At 47.9% G+C, this 15,661-nt stretch carries 18 protein-coding genes; 8 read left to right on the top strand and 10 right to left on the bottom strand.

Features of this window, described 5'->3' with window-relative positions; translation table 11 throughout:
• Positions 1 to 5: 5 nt before the first annotated feature.
• The 5 genes from dsrO to ACKU35_RS02910 are packed head-to-tail and all read right to left on the bottom strand — an operon-like array spanning position 6 to position 4,409.
• On the bottom strand, positions 6 to 788 hold the full coding sequence (gene dsrO / locus ACKU35_RS02930) for a sulfate reduction electron transfer complex DsrMKJOP subunit DsrO (RefSeq protein ID WP_319762976.1): 783 nt from the start codon (positions 786 to 788) through the stop codon (positions 6 to 8).
• Entirely contained in the window at positions 788 to 1,165 is a 378-nt protein-coding gene (gene dsrJ, locus ACKU35_RS02925; RefSeq protein ID WP_319762974.1) for a sulfate reduction electron transfer complex DsrMKJOP subunit DsrJ, read from the bottom strand. Before dsrJ ends, dsrO begins: the two co-directional genes overlap by 1 nt.
• Before the next feature lie 3 nt (positions 1,166 to 1,168).
• Positions 1,169 to 2,776, bottom strand: a complete 1,608-nt coding sequence (dsrK, locus tag ACKU35_RS02920) for a sulfate reduction electron transfer complex DsrMKJOP subunit DsrK (protein WP_319762972.1) — start codon at positions 2,774 to 2,776, stop codon at positions 1,169 to 1,171.
• 58 nt (positions 2,777 to 2,834) lie between these two features.
• Complete coding sequence (dsrM, locus tag ACKU35_RS02915; protein ID WP_319762970.1) at positions 2,835 to 3,830, bottom strand: sulfate reduction electron transfer complex DsrMKJOP subunit DsrM; 996 nt, start codon at positions 3,828 to 3,830, stop codon at positions 2,835 to 2,837.
• 48 nt (positions 3,831 to 3,878) lie between these two features.
• Positions 3,879 to 4,409 (bottom strand): RsbRD N-terminal domain-containing protein, encoded by a 531-nt coding sequence (locus tag ACKU35_RS02910; protein ID WP_319762968.1) that lies wholly within the window; start codon positions 4,407 to 4,409, stop codon positions 3,879 to 3,881.
• Between the two features lie 379 nt (positions 4,410 to 4,788).
• Between ACKU35_RS02910 and sfsA the strand changes: the two genes are divergently transcribed.
• Positions 4,789 to 5,508 (top strand): DNA/RNA nuclease SfsA, encoded by a 720-nt coding sequence (sfsA, locus tag ACKU35_RS02905; protein ID WP_319762966.1) that lies wholly within the window; start codon positions 4,789 to 4,791, stop codon positions 5,506 to 5,508.
• Positions 5,509 to 5,813: 305 nt separating this feature from the next.
• Here the strand turns inward: sfsA and ACKU35_RS02900 are convergent, their stop codons facing one another.
• The 5 genes from ACKU35_RS02900 to ACKU35_RS02880 all read right to left on the bottom strand — a co-directional run bounded on the left by ACKU35_RS02900 (position 5,814) and on the right by ACKU35_RS02880 (position 9,827).
• Complete coding sequence (locus ACKU35_RS02900) at positions 5,814 to 6,317, bottom strand: acyl-CoA thioesterase (protein WP_319762965.1); 504 nt, start codon at positions 6,315 to 6,317, stop codon at positions 5,814 to 5,816.
• Positions 6,318 to 6,400: 83 nt separating this feature from the next.
• Positions 6,401 to 6,637 (bottom strand): hypothetical protein, encoded by a 237-nt coding sequence (locus tag ACKU35_RS02895; RefSeq protein WP_319762963.1) that lies wholly within the window; start codon positions 6,635 to 6,637, stop codon positions 6,401 to 6,403.
• Between the two features lie 261 nt (positions 6,638 to 6,898).
• Positions 6,899 to 8,062 carry a hypothetical protein gene (locus tag ACKU35_RS02890; protein ID WP_319762961.1) on the bottom strand — a complete coding sequence of 388 codons (1,164 nt, stop codon included), beginning with the start codon at positions 8,060 to 8,062 and terminating at the stop codon, positions 6,899 to 6,901.
• A 55-nt stretch (positions 8,063 to 8,117) separates the two neighbouring features.
• Entirely contained in the window at positions 8,118 to 9,206 is a 1,089-nt protein-coding gene (locus tag ACKU35_RS02885) for a (Fe-S)-binding protein (RefSeq protein ID WP_319762959.1), read from the bottom strand.
• Between the two features lie 51 nt (positions 9,207 to 9,257).
• Complete coding sequence (locus ACKU35_RS02880) at positions 9,258 to 9,827, bottom strand: OB-fold protein (RefSeq protein WP_319762958.1); 570 nt, start codon at positions 9,825 to 9,827, stop codon at positions 9,258 to 9,260.
• A 276-nt stretch (positions 9,828 to 10,103) separates the two neighbouring features.
• Between ACKU35_RS02880 and ffh the strand changes: the two genes are divergently transcribed.
• The 7 genes from ffh to ACKU35_RS02845 all read left to right on the top strand — a co-directional run bounded on the left by ffh (position 10,104) and on the right by ACKU35_RS02845 (position 15,615).
• Positions 10,104 to 11,621, top strand: coding sequence for a signal recognition particle protein (ffh, locus tag ACKU35_RS02875; protein WP_319762957.1), 1,518 nt, complete (start codon positions 10,104 to 10,106; stop codon positions 11,619 to 11,621).
• A gap of 72 nt (positions 11,622 to 11,693) precedes the next feature.
• Positions 11,694 to 11,930: a 30S ribosomal protein S16 gene (gene rpsP, locus ACKU35_RS02870; RefSeq protein ID WP_319762955.1), complete on the top strand. Its 237-nt coding sequence runs from the start codon at positions 11,694 to 11,696 to the stop codon at positions 11,928 to 11,930.
• A 78-nt stretch (positions 11,931 to 12,008) separates the two neighbouring features.
• Positions 12,009 to 12,242 (top strand): KH domain-containing protein, encoded by a 234-nt coding sequence (locus tag ACKU35_RS02865; RefSeq protein ID WP_012765792.1) that lies wholly within the window; start codon positions 12,009 to 12,011, stop codon positions 12,240 to 12,242.
• 33 nt (positions 12,243 to 12,275) lie between these two features.
• A complete protein-coding gene (gene rimM, locus ACKU35_RS02860; protein ID WP_319762949.1) occupies positions 12,276 to 12,827 on the top strand; it encodes a ribosome maturation factor RimM in 552 nt (183 codons plus the stop codon).
• A 38-nt stretch (positions 12,828 to 12,865) separates the two neighbouring features.
• A complete protein-coding gene (gene trmD / locus ACKU35_RS02855) occupies positions 12,866 to 14,176 on the top strand; it encodes a tRNA (guanosine(37)-N1)-methyltransferase TrmD (protein ID WP_319762947.1) in 1,311 nt (436 codons plus the stop codon).
• A gap of 46 nt (positions 14,177 to 14,222) precedes the next feature.
• The gene (gene rplS, locus ACKU35_RS02850; protein ID WP_319762945.1) at positions 14,223 to 14,573 is read left to right on the top strand and encodes a 50S ribosomal protein L19; all 351 of its coding nucleotides are present in this window, start codon (positions 14,223 to 14,225) and stop codon (positions 14,571 to 14,573) included.
• 163 nt (positions 14,574 to 14,736) lie between these two features.
• On the top strand, positions 14,737 to 15,615 hold the full coding sequence (locus tag ACKU35_RS02845) for a sulfotransferase domain-containing protein (RefSeq protein ID WP_319762943.1): 879 nt from the start codon (positions 14,737 to 14,739) through the stop codon (positions 15,613 to 15,615).
• Positions 15,616 to 15,661: the final 46 nt, after the last annotated feature.

Raw genomic sequence — 15,661 nt, 5'->3', positions numbered from 1 at the left:
TCCCCCTAAATGATGTAGTAAACGCCCGGTTCGGTACCTACGGACGGTTTTCTACGGATGGTGAAGTTTTCACGCAGAGCCTTTCTGACTGTTGAATCAGGGTCCTGCAGATCGCCGAAGATAATTGCGCCACCGGATTTTTCTACACAGGCAGGCATTTCGCCTGTAGCGAGACGCTCAACACAGAAGTTACATTTTTCCACAACACCGCGCATACGGGTGGGGAACTTCGTGTTGATTTTGTCCATATCCAGATGTTTTCTGGGATCCATGAAGTTGAAGCTTCTGGAACCGTAAGGGCAGGCAGCCATGCAGTAGCGGCAACCGATGCAGCGGTGGTAGTCCATTGCTACAATACCGTCAGGGCGCTGGAAAGTAGCCTTTGTGGGGCATACTCTAACACAGGAAGGGTGCTCGCAGTGGTTGCAGAGCAGGGGGAACCTGTGCTTTTCCTGAGCTTCGGAAGGGAAGTTGTTTTCCTGTTCAGGAAAAACTTCACCGTAAGTTCCGGACCATAACCATTTGACTTCCTGATCGGTGCCAATGGTGGTCGGTACGTTATGGATGTGGTGGCAGGTTTCAGCCAGAGCTTCAATTGCTTCTTCAGTATTGAGTTTGCGGGTGTCGATAACCATTGCCCACCGTTTGGCGTGCAGATGTTTAGCGGTCACTTCGTAGTGGGCTCCACCGCTGGGGCCACCGGATGCCAAGGCAGCGGTGGGAGCGATGCAGAGTCCGGCAGCGGACAGCCCTGCAAACTTCAGGAAGTTTCTTCTACTCTGTTTCATTATTTAGCCTCCTTGGGAGGTACGTGGCAATCCCAGCAGTAGGGAGTAACACTAGCATCAACGTGACACTTGTCGCAGAACTCTTCCTTGCTGGTGTGGCACTGCATACATGTGTTCTGAAGGCTGATGGTGTATTTATTGCCTTGGGCACTGATGTAAGTTCTTTTGCCTTCACGAAGAGCCATGTCTCTCCACTCGTTAAGAAGCTTCATGTGTGTTTCACGCATGTTCTGCGTGGGAGCGACACAAATTTTAGCGTTCTTAGGCAGCTGCACTTTTGGTTCTTCGTAGCTTCCGCCGATGTTGAACCAAAAGGGCATGGACACCAGGCCAAGGAAAATGACCAGTCCGGTTATTATTTTTCCACCGTAGTGCATTGATTAACCCTCCTTCCCGGGCAGAGGATTGAAGCGAAGGTCTGTTTCCCTCTCTTTTTCACCGTCAAGGATGAGAGCGTTACCAACCAGCTCGTGAACACCACAGACGTCTACGCCGGGAGCCCAGTAGTTGGCTAGAGGGACAAGGGTCGCACGGTCAATAGCGCAGATGCAGGAGAGCATGTTTACATCATACTGATCCTTAACTGATTTCAGTGCGTTACCGCGAGGCAGACCACCGCGCATGCGGATTTCCATGATTTCGTCAGTGTTAAGGCCGGAACCGCCAGCGCAGCAGAAAGTTTGCTCGCGGATGGTCTGTTCAGGCATTTCAAAGAAGTTCTTAACAACGTTCTTGATGACGTAACGGGGTTCGTCCATCAAACCCATGGCACGGGCCGGGTTGCAGGAGTCATGGAATGTTGCGCGGATATGATCGTTTCTGCTGGGATCAAGCTTCAATTTATTGTGCTTCATCAGGTCAGCAGTGAATTCGGTGATGTGGACCATTTTGGTCTGGCGTGCGTTTTCAAACACGGTACCGGTGATCGGGCTGACTGGAACTTCAAGATTGTTCGCAGGTCCGTTCATGGTATCCATATACTGGTTGATAACACGCCACATGTGGCCGCACTCACCGCCGAGAATCCATTTGGCACCGAGGCGGTCGGCTTCGGCGTACATCTTGGCGTTCAATTTCTTCATCATATCAGCAGAAGTGAAGAGACCGAAGTTACCGCCTTCAGATGCGTAGGTGGAGAGTGTATAGTCGAGTCCGATGTGATCGAACAGCATCAGGTAACCCATGAAGGTGTAGATGCCGGGATCAGCGAACACGTCACCGGAAGGAGTAATGAAGATTACTTCATGGCCTTTTTCGTTCAAGGGAACGTTCAGGCGTTTACCGGTGATTTCTTCGATGTCGTCAACCATGAAGTCGACGATGTCTTTGAATGCGTGGGGCTGGATACCGAGATGGTTACCGGTACGGTTACAGTTGGAAACCGGTTCCATGATCCAGTTGATGTTCACACCGCACAGATGCAGCAGCTCACGCGCCATCATGGTTACTTCCGCTGTATCGATGCCGTAGGGGCAGAACAGGGAACACCGGCGGCATTCTGTGCACTGATAGAAGTAAATGAACCATTCTTTGAGAACATCTTCGGTCATTACTCGCGACCCTGTCAGGGTGGAGAGAATTTTACCGGCCAGGGTGAAGTCCTTACGATAGATGGAACGCATAAGTTCCGCACGCAGGACGGGCATGTTCTTTGGATCACCGGAACCGATGAAGAAGTGACACTTGTCTGCACAGGCGCCACAGCGAACACAGATGTCCATGAATACTTTCAGTGAACGGTATTTTCCGAGTCTTTCCTTGAAACCTTCGTGGACGATGTCCTGCCAGTTTTCAGGAAGTTTCCAGTCAACGTCTTCCGGACTCCACTCACGGGGGTTCGGAAATCCCAGATATTCGAGTTTTTCCGCCTTAGCGGGATAACACCAGTTACCCGGAGAAGTATCTACCGGGGTATCCATCCAGCCTGTGGACGGCGGTGTGTAATTAATGCTTTTAAAAAGCTCATCAGCTTTTGGGAGGTCAGCCATGTCAACTCCTCATCAAAAGATATTTAAGGTCTGTCCGGCATAGGTCTTATAAGACGCTCTATGCCTTTTTTTCCACCGGGAGACCCGCTTCAATCATTGCTTCCCTGAATTCATCCTCATAAGCTTCATAGCTGTGAGGCTTGATGTTGGGATCATTCCAGGGGTTTTCGTGATGGTTGATACGGGTATCGTTAGGCATGTTCCTTGTCGGAGAAAGGAATACACCACCTGCGTGCATCAACTTACTGAAGGGGAAGTACACCAGCAGCACACATACGAGGAAGAGGTGGATGTAAAACACCACACTGACTCCCGCGGGAATGACAGGGCTGAAGGTTACCAGACCCATTGTGAGCTTCTTGATGGCAAGTAAATCTACATGAGCAAAGTAGCGCATGTAAATGCCGGAAAGGGCGATGCCGATGATGAGAAGCAGCGGGAAGTAGTCGGTTACCAGAGAAATGTAACGAAGTTTGGGGTCCTTGAGTCTGCGGCCGAGCAGGAAGCCGAGGCCGGCGAGAATCAGGAGATCAGACATGTACAGTCTGGGAACACCGATCTGCAAGATACCGTCAAGAAATTCAACGAAACCGATGCAAGCAGGCACAGGTTCGAAGAAGAGTCTCATGTGCCTGATCACGATGAGCAGGAATGAGTAGTGGAAGAGCAGTGAAAAAAGCCACAGCCATTTGGATGAGGCATAAGTTACTCTTCCGTCCCTGAGTTCTACTTTTGTATTCCTGAAAAGGCTACGAAAGCAACAGACCTCAAGGATCATGCGGATAAAAGTTTGACCCGGAGTTACGGGATTGTCAAAGCGGTCATGCTGGATAAAATCCAGAGACTTTTGCTGTCCTCCCGTTGTCGGGATACGAAAAGGAACCGGGCTTTTGGCCCAGCCAATAATCCGGCTGGCAAAGCCAACCAGAAATACGGCAACTGCTACGTACGGTAACAGCGTGCCGAACAGTCCTGCCATGTGTGCGGACCCCACTCCGAAGAGCGCGATGAGCACCAGGGCAAAAACTAAAACGAGTGAGTACAAAGCGTTCATCTACCTTCACCTCGCTTATAACGTTTGGCTTCCGGGGGAAGCCGGCCACTACACCTGTCCGGCCCCTTTGGCCGAAGCGTCCTCGATTTTGTTGACCCGCCGAAGGAGCATGTGATGAGATCTTTTAATCTCTTCAATTCTCATTTGCGCAATCAAATCCCTATTCTTGGTATAGATGTCGAACGCGATAAGTCCCAGATTATCAATCCGGGCCTCAAACGCGAGCAACTCATCAAGTTTGCCTTCGCTCTTCAGTTCCTCCATGAACTCGTCTCTCAGGAGTTTCTTAAAAAGAAAGACAAAGCTTAAAGCTTTAGATGGTGCAAAGTCTTGTACGGTCCTGATCTTGATCAGTTCGTCAAGAGAGTTTGCAAGATCGTCGGCGCTTTTCCATTCAAGTATAAGGTCAAACAATTCTCCTGTTACCTTCTTGATGGTTACTCCGACAGGGTTGGTGAACTGGTCTTTGTTGGATCTCCAGACTTGCTGGGTTTCCTTAGGATAGGAAGAAAGAACCAGGTCGTACCATTTCTCCGTCAGATCATCTTTTCGTTCCGACAATTTTTGTGCAAGACTCATTTTTTGTTACCTGTATTGTAAACAATAATAATTTCAGGCCGCTGCATGCATTTCACGCAGGGTCCGGAAATTGATGGCGGCTTTCAAACAAAGCCAAAAATGTGAATTCTGTCACACCGTGACTAACAGGACGATATTCCAGATACCTAGTGATTCGTCAAGGGGTTTTAGGTCTTAGTCTGGGTATCAGATGGTCTGAAAATCATTGTCAAACAAGGGGTTTTGTTATCATGTATTAATGTCAGTTCACGGTTCTTAGCAGATGCTTTATTTTATTAATTATGACACAACGTCTCTTGATTATTGCTTTTGTTGTCAATGAATAGCTATAGCGCCCCGTCTTTAAAAAACTATAATCACATCAGGGTGGGAATGTAAAATGTCAGAACTGTTAATTTTTTATCCACAAGGATGTCGCAGAGCTCTTTTCGTCCGCCGGTATAAGCGTTTTACTGTGGAAGCCATGCTGGATGGAGAGCTCGTCGGGGTGCATACGAACAACACCGGGTCCATGCTGGGGTTGCTGCGTGAAGGGCAGGAAATTTTCATCTCCCCGGCACAGAATCCCAAGCGTAAATTAAAATGGACGCTTGAAGCTGTTATGCCTTTCGGTGATATGATCGGCGTGAATACAGCCGTTCCCAATAAGATGTTACAGCTTGCCTTTGAGGCCGGGCAGTTGTCTGAGGCTGAGGGGTATACAACCCTCAAGCGTGAAGCGAAAGTAGGCAACAGCCGCCTTGATGGTCTCTTTACTGATGATTCCGGCAAATTGCCTAAGCTCTGGGTGGAGTGCAAAAACGTTACGCTGGTAGAAGACGATGTGGCCTGTTTTCCCGATGCCCAGACAGAACGCGGTCGCAAACATATCGTTGAGCTTATGGACCTTGCTTCCAAAGGGGATAGGGTAGCCCTTTTCTTTTTTGTGCAGCGCAATGATGGGAACTGTTTCGGCCCAGCTGATTTTATTGATCCTGAATATGCGGACCTTTTTTACAAGGCTGTCCAGTCAGGAGTGGAGTGCTGGGCTTACGAGGCCGTCATAAATTCCAGTGGAATCGGGCTTGGTCGTCGGTTGTCCGTTGTTCTCGGCAGCTAGTCGCTCGACCTGCAAATATTTAGTGCACAAAAGATTTTGAACGTGGAAAGCCCCGGCATGCTGAGATCAGCATGCCGGGGCTTTCCGGCCTTGATAGTGTTGAAAAGCGCGGCGCCCGGCCCGGACCGGGTTTACCCAGGCCGGGCGCCCTAGGAGCAGGATGCCGAAATTTTTAGCCGGGAGGGTGGAGCTCCCGGCCAGAAACCAGACTCGGAGTAGCATGCAATCTGCTGGAAGATGCAATTCAGTGCGGATTTATCTAAATATGGCGATAATCGCACTGCTCGAGCTGTGTAAGATGAGATTTATTCCCTGCTCGTGTTCTGTGCTGCGGAGGCGGTTTCCCGAAGTCTTTCCTCTTTACGCACAGCCCTGCGCTCCACTGCTTCCCTGTTCCGTCTGTGATCGACTCCGGTTTCAAGGATCAGCGGCGGAACCGGTGACGGTTTTCCATTTTCACCAATGGCCACAAAGGTGAGATAAGCCGAATTCGTATGTCTGATCTCACCGGTTAATAAATTTTCAGCCTCAACGCGAACCCCTATCTCCATAGATGTCCTGCCGACCATATTTACATTAGCATGCAGGTTGATGAGTTCCCCCACATAGGCCGGTCGCAGAAAGTTCATGCGGTCGATCGAAGCTGTTACCACCGGCTTGCGCACATGGCGCATAGCGCAGGTGGCGGCAACAAGGTCCAGTTGCTTAAGCAGTACTCCCCCATGAAGGTTGCCTGCCGGATTGGTATCCTGCGGCAAGACTCGGTAGGTCATTAACGTCCTGCTCTCGCTGATCTTTTTTGGTTTCATTATGGCTGCCCCGATCGCTATTAATTTGCACAGATGTTTTTTGTAATACGAAATGTTTACATTTAGTAATACATTAGTAAAAGTTATTTCATTTTACCATATTCAACTCTGGCTTCCCATATCATTTTGGCAATTCTTTTTCCCAAATCCAGTTGCCTTGTTTTGATCAGGGCTTCCGCTGCGTCACGGTTGCCTTCCTGTTTTAACAATGTGGCAGATTCCAAGTCTCTGAGATAGTTCTCAAATTCCCGGATTAGTTTGGAAAGATTGAGAGTCTCCAGTTCTATAGGGACTCTCACGGATTTTACTTTTCTGCTCATTGTGTCTGTTTTTCCTGCCTTGTTTTGAAGCATCTTCCCCATAAAAAAGACAATTGTCAATACATTTGTAATACAAAATAAAATTAAATTGATTATTAAAAATAAACGAATATCGATGTAAATATAATCATTATTAATTCATAATAAAAACTTTTCTGATATATAAATGTATTACAAAAGTATCTCAAAAAGTAGTAGATATGTAATTAGCACCGCTCTAGCATAGTTAATTACATATTTTTAGAGGCTTAGGAGAGTTGGTTATTCAAAGCGGAAGGTTTGAAATTCAGGCTGTGTGGCTGCGATCAAGGTTGAAAAAATAAAGAGCGCGCAGGCCGGGGTATAGAGAAGGGGGCTAAAGAAGCCGCAGAAGAAGACAGCGATCATGAGACTACCCATCATGGCTGAAGGGAATTTTCTGTACAAGGCTGTTCCTGCAGCGGCAGCGGCACATGGCCCGGCGATTCCCCATGCGCTCAGCAGGTGCAGCCAAAAGGGAAGGACATGGAACAGGTATATTCCTGATCCGGTCCAGAGCTGTTGCTGTCCGTGCCAGAGAGTCCATAGTGAAGCCGGAACATTCAGCGGTAGAGGGGTGCTTAATGAAAATCCGGTAAGGAGCAGGTCAGGATTATGCGCGAAAAGCTCCAGTACGGAAAACCATAGCCAGTATGAAGGCAGGTCCTGTCGGTTCATGAAGTTCATTTCATGAATTGACAGTGACAGATAATTAAAAAGGAGCATGGCAATAATTATCAGGGTCTTTTTGAGTCCGCCCCGAGGTCCTGAAATAAGCAGGATAATTACAGATGCCAGTATAGTGTCCCTTCCAAGAGAGCAGAATATTCCCGCCAGTATGAATAGGCGGGAGAATGTGTTCTCGTCGGGGTTATGCAGGCTGGAGCAAAGTCCTGCCAGCAATAGTGGTCCGGTGATGATTTGTAAGCCGAAAAGGGACGGTGCTGCTGGTTGATGCAGTAGAAAAAAACGGCAACCGAATTCCAGACAAATGAATATGGCCAGCCAGCTGGCCCAGAAAGTGATTTGTTTCGGAGTCGGTGGAGGGAATATCGTCAACCATAATGCTGTCACCATCAGAAAAATGAGCGGCCTGCTTTCCATTATCAGTGGTAACTGGTCCAGTGCATTCCATGCTAGGGAACTGAAGTTGCTAAAGAAAAACCAGGTTACAAGCAGCGCGGGGATTCCGGCCTTAAGCCAAAGCGGTGTCGCGTTTTGTCTGTTTCGGCCCAGCATTTCCATAAGCAGCCCTAGAACAGCCAGTCCGGTCGCAAGGAGTTCTGCCGTGTTATCGGGCGCACGGTACCCGCTCAGGCTGAAGGCGGCGAGAATTAACGGCAGTCCCAGTCCGAACAGGGCAAGGGGGAATTCCGAGGCTGTGAGTGTTGTTTTGTCTGAACTCATTTGCAAATGTGTTACATGGAACTGGTTTGATTTAGAAGGGCCGTATTCAAAAAAATTACCGGATAGAAAATCTTAGAATAAGCCTGTTCAGGTAATTAAATGGAAAGGTTGCCGGTTTCGGGATGTTTTTTCTTTTAACGGTCAAAAGGTCGAGGACATGGATTGTAGGATACTTGCCCCCGAGAAAATTAACGCATCCGGCACAATAGGTTACTATGGGAACTCCGGTTCTCCGGGCTTCTCCAATCCGTTTTCGGGACCAGTTTTTTGCATAACCTTTATTGTTAAACTGGGTCGCCCCGCCTTCGCCGCAGCATAAAGTTTTAGTGCGGCTATGCTTCATCTCAATGACCCTGACCCCGGTGGATTTAATAAGCGTCCGCACATGCTTGTGCATTTCAGTTTCATAGCGGGTTACGCAGGGATCATGCACGGTTACTTCCTTAATGGCAGGAATTACCGGGGCAAAGCCGGAAGATTTCAATGCCTGATATACGGAGACGATTTCAAGCTTGGTATTGAATTCTTTAAACGTCATATAGCAGTTGGGGCAGGCGGTGAGTATTCTCCCGACCCCTTTGCGTTCAAGACGTTGCACAAGGCTGGAAAGTTGTTCCTCGTATTTGTCATTCAGCCCCAGCATCTTGGATGGTTTGGAGCAGCAGTTAAAGACCAGTCCCAGTTTCGGGTCCAATCTTTTCAAAATTTTATAGGTCATAGTGGTGGCTTCGGGATGCATTGCGGGGAGGGTGCAGCCCGGAAAGAAAACCGTCTTGCAGGATGCAGGAATAGATTCGCCTTTAAATGGAAAGTGACGGCCCAGTCTCTCATATTTTAGCAGGGGAGAGTAACGCTGGAGTTTGAATAGGCCGTTTGCCTGAGCGTGGTTGCGAAATTCCTTGAACATGCGTTCCGGGGTTGCCGCCACCGGGCATACAGCCGAACATAACCCGCAAACGGAGCAATCATATGACCTGATTGCCAGCGTGTCAGCATCCTTGTCAGAGGAGAGGCCCCTCATGGCTAGTGACACCGGGGAACCGCTTTCAGCCAGAAAGCGGCATAGAGCCATGCATTTTCCGCAGTCAATACACTCGTCAGCGGTGTGCTGCAGTTCTTGTCGGAGCAGTTTTGATACAGGCATAAGTGTAATTATTGCCGGCCCGGTCAGTGCCCCTCATGGTTCTGGATGACACTAAACTAGTTGGCAGCCCCATATTTTAACCCGCTTGTTGACGTATTCAGTGCATTTCCCCTTAATGCGGACTTTAACGCCTGGCTTGAGGTTGCTGACAATCGGGATCTGGTCTTCGGTAAAATGACAGATTACCTCGGCGGTAAAATTGGAAATCCCTTTGAGTCCCACATGAAGATCGCCGAAGCTTTTAGTGGAAACATCTACTATTTCTCCGGAAACATCAATTACTTCATTAAGATATTTACCGCTGGCCATGGTGTTGTTCTCTACAAAATCAATGTATAGCTTATAAGAGCCGACGTGTAGTTTTGACTGGGCCAGTTTTACTTCATTACCGATGCGGGCATGCCATGCACCGAGGGTTTCTTTTTGATGCCGGGGTACGTTTTGGTGTGCAGTGGGTCCCGTCATAATGTTTTTTTGCAGGTCCACCCGGTTGTTGAGGTTCCCTGTAGAATCGTATACATCGGCAACAACTCTTCCCTCGTTTGAAATGTAAATTTTTGTCCTTAGTCTTCCCATAGGGTCAACAAGATGAAATTGTTCTCCTTTGACTATGTTGGGCATTTTCCCCTCCTTAAAATGCTTTGCGAGAGTTATGTAAGAATAAGCAATTTAAAGGTTCATTGCCAAAAAAAGCAAGAAGTATTGCAAGTAATTTTTTTGAGATGGACGATAAATGTTTGTCATTTTCCGAAAAGTTGATATGAGTCTTCACTTGACTTGGGTAGATAAAAGCTTTAACAGACAACCCCTTTCTTTACGCAATTGGCATCAACCAGAAAAAGGTGATGCTTTTGAGATTTATGAGCGTAAAAATGCTTAGCCGGCGGAGTAAGAGAATTGTTCGACAGCCTATCAGATAGACTTTCCGAAGCCTTTAAAAATTTTAAAGGGCAGGGACGGCTGGATGAGAAAAACATCCAGGCCGGAATGCGTGAAGTGCGCCTTGCTCTTCTAGAAGCGGACGTAAACTACAAGGTCGTTAAAGATTTTGTGGAGAAGGTAAAGGAGCGCGCTCTCGGGCAGGAGGTTCAGAAATCACTTTCTCCCGGACAGCAGGTAATTAAGGTCGTTAACGACGAGCTTACCGAGTTGCTCGGTGGTGAACAGGAAGACCTTAAACTCACAAAGGGCAAGCTTTCCAAGATAATGATGGTCGGCCTTCAGGGGTCCGGTAAGACTACTTCTTCCGCCAAGATCGCCTTGCATCTGCGGCGTAAGAAATTCAAACCGTATCTTGTTCCTGCCGACGTTTACCGCCCTGCTGCTATTGATCAGCTTCATGTGCTGGCCAAGCAGCTGGATATGCCGGCCTACCCGTCCACAACGGAAATGAATCCTGTGGACATCTGCCGTGACGCTATGGTCAAGGCGGAGGAAGCCGGATGCGATGTTCTGCTTTTTGATACAGCCGGACGACTGCATATCGATGAACTCCTGATGGATGAACTCGTTTCCATCAAGGAAGAATGCACTCCGGATGAAATACTTTTCGTGGCGGACGCAATGACAGGTCAGGACGCTGTCAATGTGGCTTCCACCTTTGATGACAAACTTGATGTTACCGGTGTCGTCCTTACCAAAATGGATGGTGATGCCCGAGGCGGTGCGGCGCTCTCCATCAAATCAGTTACCGGTAAGTCGGTTAAGTTTGTCGGTGTGGGTGAAAAGCTTTCCGAATTGGAACTCTTTTATCCGGACAGGGCCGCATCGAGAATTCTCGGTATGGGGGATGTTCTTTCCCTGATTGAGAAGGCTCAGTCGGTTATGGATGAGGGAGAAGCGGAAAAGCTGACCGAAAAATTCCGCAAGGCCGAATTTGACCTTGAGGATTTCCGCACCCAAATGCGTAGAATGAAGAAGATCGGTTCCATGGGGTCGATCATGAAGATGATCCCCGGACTCGGCGGGTTGACCAAGCAACTCGGCGATATGGAGATCCCGGACAAGGAACTGAACAGGATAGAAGCCATCATCTCGTCCATGACCATGGAAGAGCGCAGGCGGCCCAAGCTTATTAATCCCAGCCGCAGGCAGAGGATTGCGAAAGGTTCCGGCGTAAAGCTTGAAGAGGTCAATCAGATGCTCAAGAATTTTGAGCAGATGAGCAAGATGATGAAGAAAATGATGGGCGGTAAAGGCGGAAAGGGCAAAATGCCCAAGATGCCGAATATGCCCGGAATGCCCGGACTTGGCGGCGGTGCAGGAATGCCGGGAATGCCCGGTATGGAAGGGTTGGAAGGACTTGAAGGAATGGATGGCATGGGCCAGCCTTCAAAAGCTAAAAGCAAGAAGACCCTGCTTGCCCGCAAAAAGAAAAAGCTCAAAAAGCAGACCCGCAAGAAAAAGAAGAAGTAGTTTTTTGTGGGCATTTGCTTGCAATTTATTAACGAACCACTTAATTTAAGATTATATGGGGGAAAGTAGACAATGGCTATTAAACTCAGATTGACCCGTATGGGCTCCAAAAAACGCCCTTTTTATCGTATTGTAGCAATCAACAGCGAAACCAGACGTGACGGTCGTCCTTTGGACTTCTGCGGTTACTACAACCCGATGGTTGAACCTGTTGAAGTGAAAATTGATAAGGAAAAAGTAGAGAAGTGGCTTGAGAGAGGTGCTGAACCCAGCAATACTGTAAAATCTCTCCTCAAAGCTGATTCCTAGGGTTCGTATCTCGCCAGGTTCGAATTCTTCTTCACTACTCACGGTACACACTCGAAATCAGAAGCGGAGGTTGTTTGCATGTTGAAGGATTTAGTAGAATACATCGCGAAATCGCTTGTTGACAATCCGGATGAAGTAGTTGTCACCGAGATCGAAGGGGAGCAGACTTCCGTGATTGAACTCAAGGTCGCCAAAGAAGACCTAGGTAAAGTTATCGGTAAGCAGGGGCGCACTGCGCGTGCCATGAGAACTCTGCTCGGTGCTGCATCAACCAAGGTGAGAAAGCGTTCTGTTCTGGAAATTCTGGAATAAGAGCCCACGAACCGGAACCGCCGGAAGGCTACTATGGAAATGCTTGTAGTTGCCGAGGTGGTCAAACCACATGGTCTCAGGGGGGAAGTCTGTATTGAATCTCATGCGGACTCCCCTTTTCTCTTCGACGAGGTACCCTGTCTTTATCTTGCTAAAGATGGACAGAAACCCCGTCGATTTGTTGTGCGCTCCTCCCGAAAACATAAGGGGCGCATGCTCCTGACATTTAAGGGTGTCGAGGGGCGTGATCAGGCGGAAAGCCTGCGCGGCATGGAAATTCTTGTGCGTGAAGCGGATCTTCCCGAATCCGGGGATGATGAAGTTTACATGTACGAGCTTGAAGGCATGAGCGTAGAGCTTGAAGACGGAACTGTGGTTGGAACCATCTCGAACTTTATTCTTGCCCCAGGGCAGGAAACATGGGTGCTATCTTCTCCAGAGGGAAAGGAAATACTTTTTCCCGCTGTAGATGAATTCGTGTTGTCTGTTGATCCTGATGCAAAAAAGGTTGTTGTTGATCCGCCCGAAGGGCTGCTCGACATCTATCTTACAGATGCAAAAGATAACGGGAAGAAAAAGAAATAGGTCAGAGTGCCGCTTTTTAAATTCCAAGGCTGGACATAGTGAAATTTAATCTGGTTACACTCTTTCCGGAATTTTTTGATTCCCCGCTGTCTCACGGGCTTATGGGCAAAGGCGTTGAAAAGGGAATTGTCTCTTTCAACAAAGTCGATCCCCGTGAGTTCACAACAGACCGCCATAAATCTGTTGATGACCGCCCCTACGGCGGTGGACCTGGCATGGTCATGTTTGTTGACCCGATTGCCAAGGCTCTTGATTCCGTAGGCATAAAGCCTGTGAAGGAAGGAGGCTGCCCCAAAGGGAAGAGGCTGATTATGCTTTCTCCTAAAGGGCGTCCGCTGACCCAGAAGCTGGCTGTCGAGCTTTCCGCCGAAGAGGAAATAACCCTCGTTTGTGGAAGGTACGAAGGTATTGATGCCCGTTTTGAAGACATTTTTCCCGTTGAACCGGTTTCGGTGGGGGATTTCGTGCTCAACGGAGGTGAAGCCGGGGCCATGTGCCTTATAGAATCTGTGGCTCGTTTGCTGCCTGATTTTATGGGGCATGCCGAATCCGGAACAGAAGAAAGCTTTTCTTCCGGCCTGCTGGAGTATCCGCACTACACCCGTCCTGCTGAATATGGAGGACTGAAAGTGCCGGAAGTGCTCTCTTCAGGCAACCATGCTTTGATTGAAGAATGGAGAAGAAAAGAGTCTCTGGACGCAACCTTGGATGCGCGTCCCGAGCTTCTGGGCGAAGCGGAAGGGCTAAAAAAAGATGATGTGCGTTATTTACGCACAATACCCCGAAAACGTTTGGGAAAAAATCTTTATATGGCTTTGGTGCACTATCCAGTGCTAAATAAATTTGGAGAAAAAGCTGCTGTTTCTTTGACAAACCTCGATATTCACGATATGTCCCGCGTTTCCCGCTCTTACTCAATTAGCGGATTTTTTGCGGTGACTCCAATTGAGGATCAGAAGAAACTTGCCGAAAGGATAATTTCGCACTGGACCTCGGGACCGGGTAGTAAATTCAACCCGGACAGAGCCGCAGCCTTTTCCAATGTAGGAGTTAAGGATTCCCTGCAAGATGTGGTGGAGCATATCGAGTCGGGAACGGGTAAGAAGCCGATACTGGTGACTACCAGCGCACGGGGCGCAGGAACCACGACCATGAATAAGGTCCGTGAAATGTTGCAGGATCATCCCGTATTGCTGGTCTTCGGTACCGGGCACGGGTTGGCTCCCGAAATTCTGGACATGGCAGAAGGCAGCTTACGGCCTATCAGGTTCATGGACGGATACAACCATCTATCAGTAAGAAGTGCGGTGGCGATCACGGTCGACAGGCTGCTTAAAGACGCCTGGTAGATCCGCCTTCGGGTGCCGCAAAGAAATTTATATAAGGAGTAGCGAAATGAGCAACGTAATTGCAAACATCGAACGCGAACAGATGCGTATTGATATGCCCGCTTTCAAAGCAGGCGACACAGTAAAGGTTCACCTGCGTATTATCGAAGGTGAAAAAGAACGTATCCAGGTTTTCCAGGGTGCTGTTCTGCGTTACCGTAAAGGTACCACCAACTCCACCTTCACCGTCCGCAAAATGTCTGAAGGTGTTGGCGTTGAACGTGTTTTCCCCGTACACTCCCCCTACATCGAGCGTGTAGAGGTTGTTGCAGAAGGTAAAGTACGCCGCAGCCGCATTTACTACCTGCGCGGTCTTAAAGGTAAGGCTGCACGCATCAAGTCCAAACAGGCTTGGTAGGCCACGAAGCTTATGCTTCGCGGTTATGCCCGTAAGGACTTACAGTCCGCCACGGGTACGCAATATTGTGTTGAAAACCGTCATTCCCGGACTGAACCAGTTCGGGTATGGCGGTTTTTTATTTTTAAGAATCAAGGATGGTCTGATTCAAAAGGAGTCTTGTATGGGTTTACAGGTTAAGCCGGACTTTATTTATGCCGGAGTCTCTCGTTGTGGGTCTACATGGATTTATAAAGCACTCGATGAGCATCCAGATGTTTTCGTTCCACCGGCAAAAGATACAGAGTTTTTCAATAGTAATTTTGAAAAGGGAATGGATTGGTATTACAATTTTTTTTCAGAAGGAAAAGATAATGCTGCCGTTGGAGAAGTCTCAGACGATTATTATTTATTTGAATCATCAGTGAATAGAATTTATGAGCAATTACCGGATTGTAAGATTATCTTTTGTATTCGAGAGCCTGTTAGCAGAATGACCTCTAATATGTATTTTATTAAGCGCTTTAAGCCAGATGTGCAGATTGAAGAATTGCTTCATGTGCCAGAAGAGTATGATTACTACAATTTATTACATAGTTGTTCTATTGATACTGTCAATTACTACTCAAAGTTGAAGCCTTATTTTGATGTGTTTCCAAAAGAGCAAATTTTAGTCCTTTTTTTTGATGAGTTGAAGGCAGATCCGGATTCTTTCATTCGTAGGATTTATGACTTTATCGGTGTTGATGGAGACTTTAAACCGGCCATTCTTTCTCAGAGATCAAATGCTGCAAAGCAAGCACGTTTCGCAATGTTGTCAAATTTTGCTTTTCTTGCTGCTCGTTGGATGAAGAAGGCGGGGTTTGCTAATATGGTTGGAAAGTTGAAGTCGAACTGGTTGTTGCGCAAGGTTTTGTTTCGCGGGTTGGAAAGTAAGTCCGATCTTCCGCTTGAAACCCAAAAAAAGATTTATGCATGCGTGCAAGATGAATTGGAGCAGTTGCCGGCCTTAATAGGCAGGGATTTACCTGAAGAGTGGACTGAGTACAGAGGACATGTTTAGTTTTTAGGCAGTTTTTTGCTTCTCTCCGCATCGTTGTAATGAAAAT

Source organism: Maridesulfovibrio sp., from assembly GCF_963676065.1.
Taxonomy (GTDB): Bacteria; Desulfobacterota; Desulfovibrionia; order Desulfovibrionales; family Desulfovibrionaceae; genus Maridesulfovibrio.
This window is presented reverse-complemented; position numbering and strand designations above follow the sequence as displayed.

Excerpts from the sequence above, each read along its gene's own strand:
- ACKU35_RS02880 (WP_319762958.1), bottom strand. The coding sequence starts at position 9,827 with ATGCCCAACATAGTCAAAGGAGAACAATTTCATCTTGTTGACCCTATG.
- ACKU35_RS02865 (WP_012765792.1), top strand. The coding sequence starts at position 12,009 with ATGTTGAAGGATTTAGTAGAATACATCGCGAAATCGCTTGTTGACAAT.
- ACKU35_RS02845 (WP_319762943.1), top strand. The coding sequence starts at position 14,737 with ATGGGTTTACAGGTTAAGCCGGACTTTATTTATGCCGGAGTCTCTCGT.
- dsrO (WP_319762976.1), bottom strand. The coding sequence starts at position 788 with ATGAAACAGAGTAGAAGAAACTTCCTGAAGTTTGCAGGGCTGTCCGCT.
- ACKU35_RS02900 (WP_319762965.1), bottom strand. The coding sequence starts at position 6,317 with ATGAAACCAAAAAAGATCAGCGAGAGCAGGACGTTAATGACCTACCGA.
- dsrM (WP_319762970.1), bottom strand. The coding sequence starts at position 3,830 with ATGAACGCTTTGTACTCACTCGTTTTAGTTTTTGCCCTGGTGCTCATC.
- dsrJ (WP_319762974.1), bottom strand. The coding sequence starts at position 1,165 with ATGCACTACGGTGGAAAAATAATAACCGGACTGGTCATTTTCCTTGGC.
- rpsP (WP_319762955.1), top strand. The coding sequence starts at position 11,694 with ATGGCTATTAAACTCAGATTGACCCGTATGGGCTCCAAAAAACGCCCT.
- ACKU35_RS02895 (WP_319762963.1), bottom strand. The coding sequence starts at position 6,637 with ATGAGCAGAAAAGTAAAATCCGTGAGAGTCCCTATAGAACTGGAGACT.
- dsrK (WP_319762972.1), bottom strand. The coding sequence starts at position 2,776 with ATGGCTGACCTCCCAAAAGCTGATGAGCTTTTTAAAAGCATTAATTAC.
- rimM (WP_319762949.1), top strand. The coding sequence starts at position 12,276 with ATGGAAATGCTTGTAGTTGCCGAGGTGGTCAAACCACATGGTCTCAGG.
- ACKU35_RS02890 (WP_319762961.1), bottom strand. The coding sequence starts at position 8,062 with ATGAGTTCAGACAAAACAACACTCACAGCCTCGGAATTCCCCCTTGCC.
- sfsA (WP_319762966.1), top strand. The coding sequence starts at position 4,789 with ATGTCAGAACTGTTAATTTTTTATCCACAAGGATGTCGCAGAGCTCTT.
- ACKU35_RS02910 (WP_319762968.1), bottom strand. The coding sequence starts at position 4,409 with ATGAGTCTTGCACAAAAATTGTCGGAACGAAAAGATGATCTGACGGAG.
- ACKU35_RS02885 (WP_319762959.1), bottom strand. The coding sequence starts at position 9,206 with ATGCCTGTATCAAAACTGCTCCGACAAGAACTGCAGCACACCGCTGAC.
- rplS (WP_319762945.1), top strand. The coding sequence starts at position 14,223 with ATGAGCAACGTAATTGCAAACATCGAACGCGAACAGATGCGTATTGAT.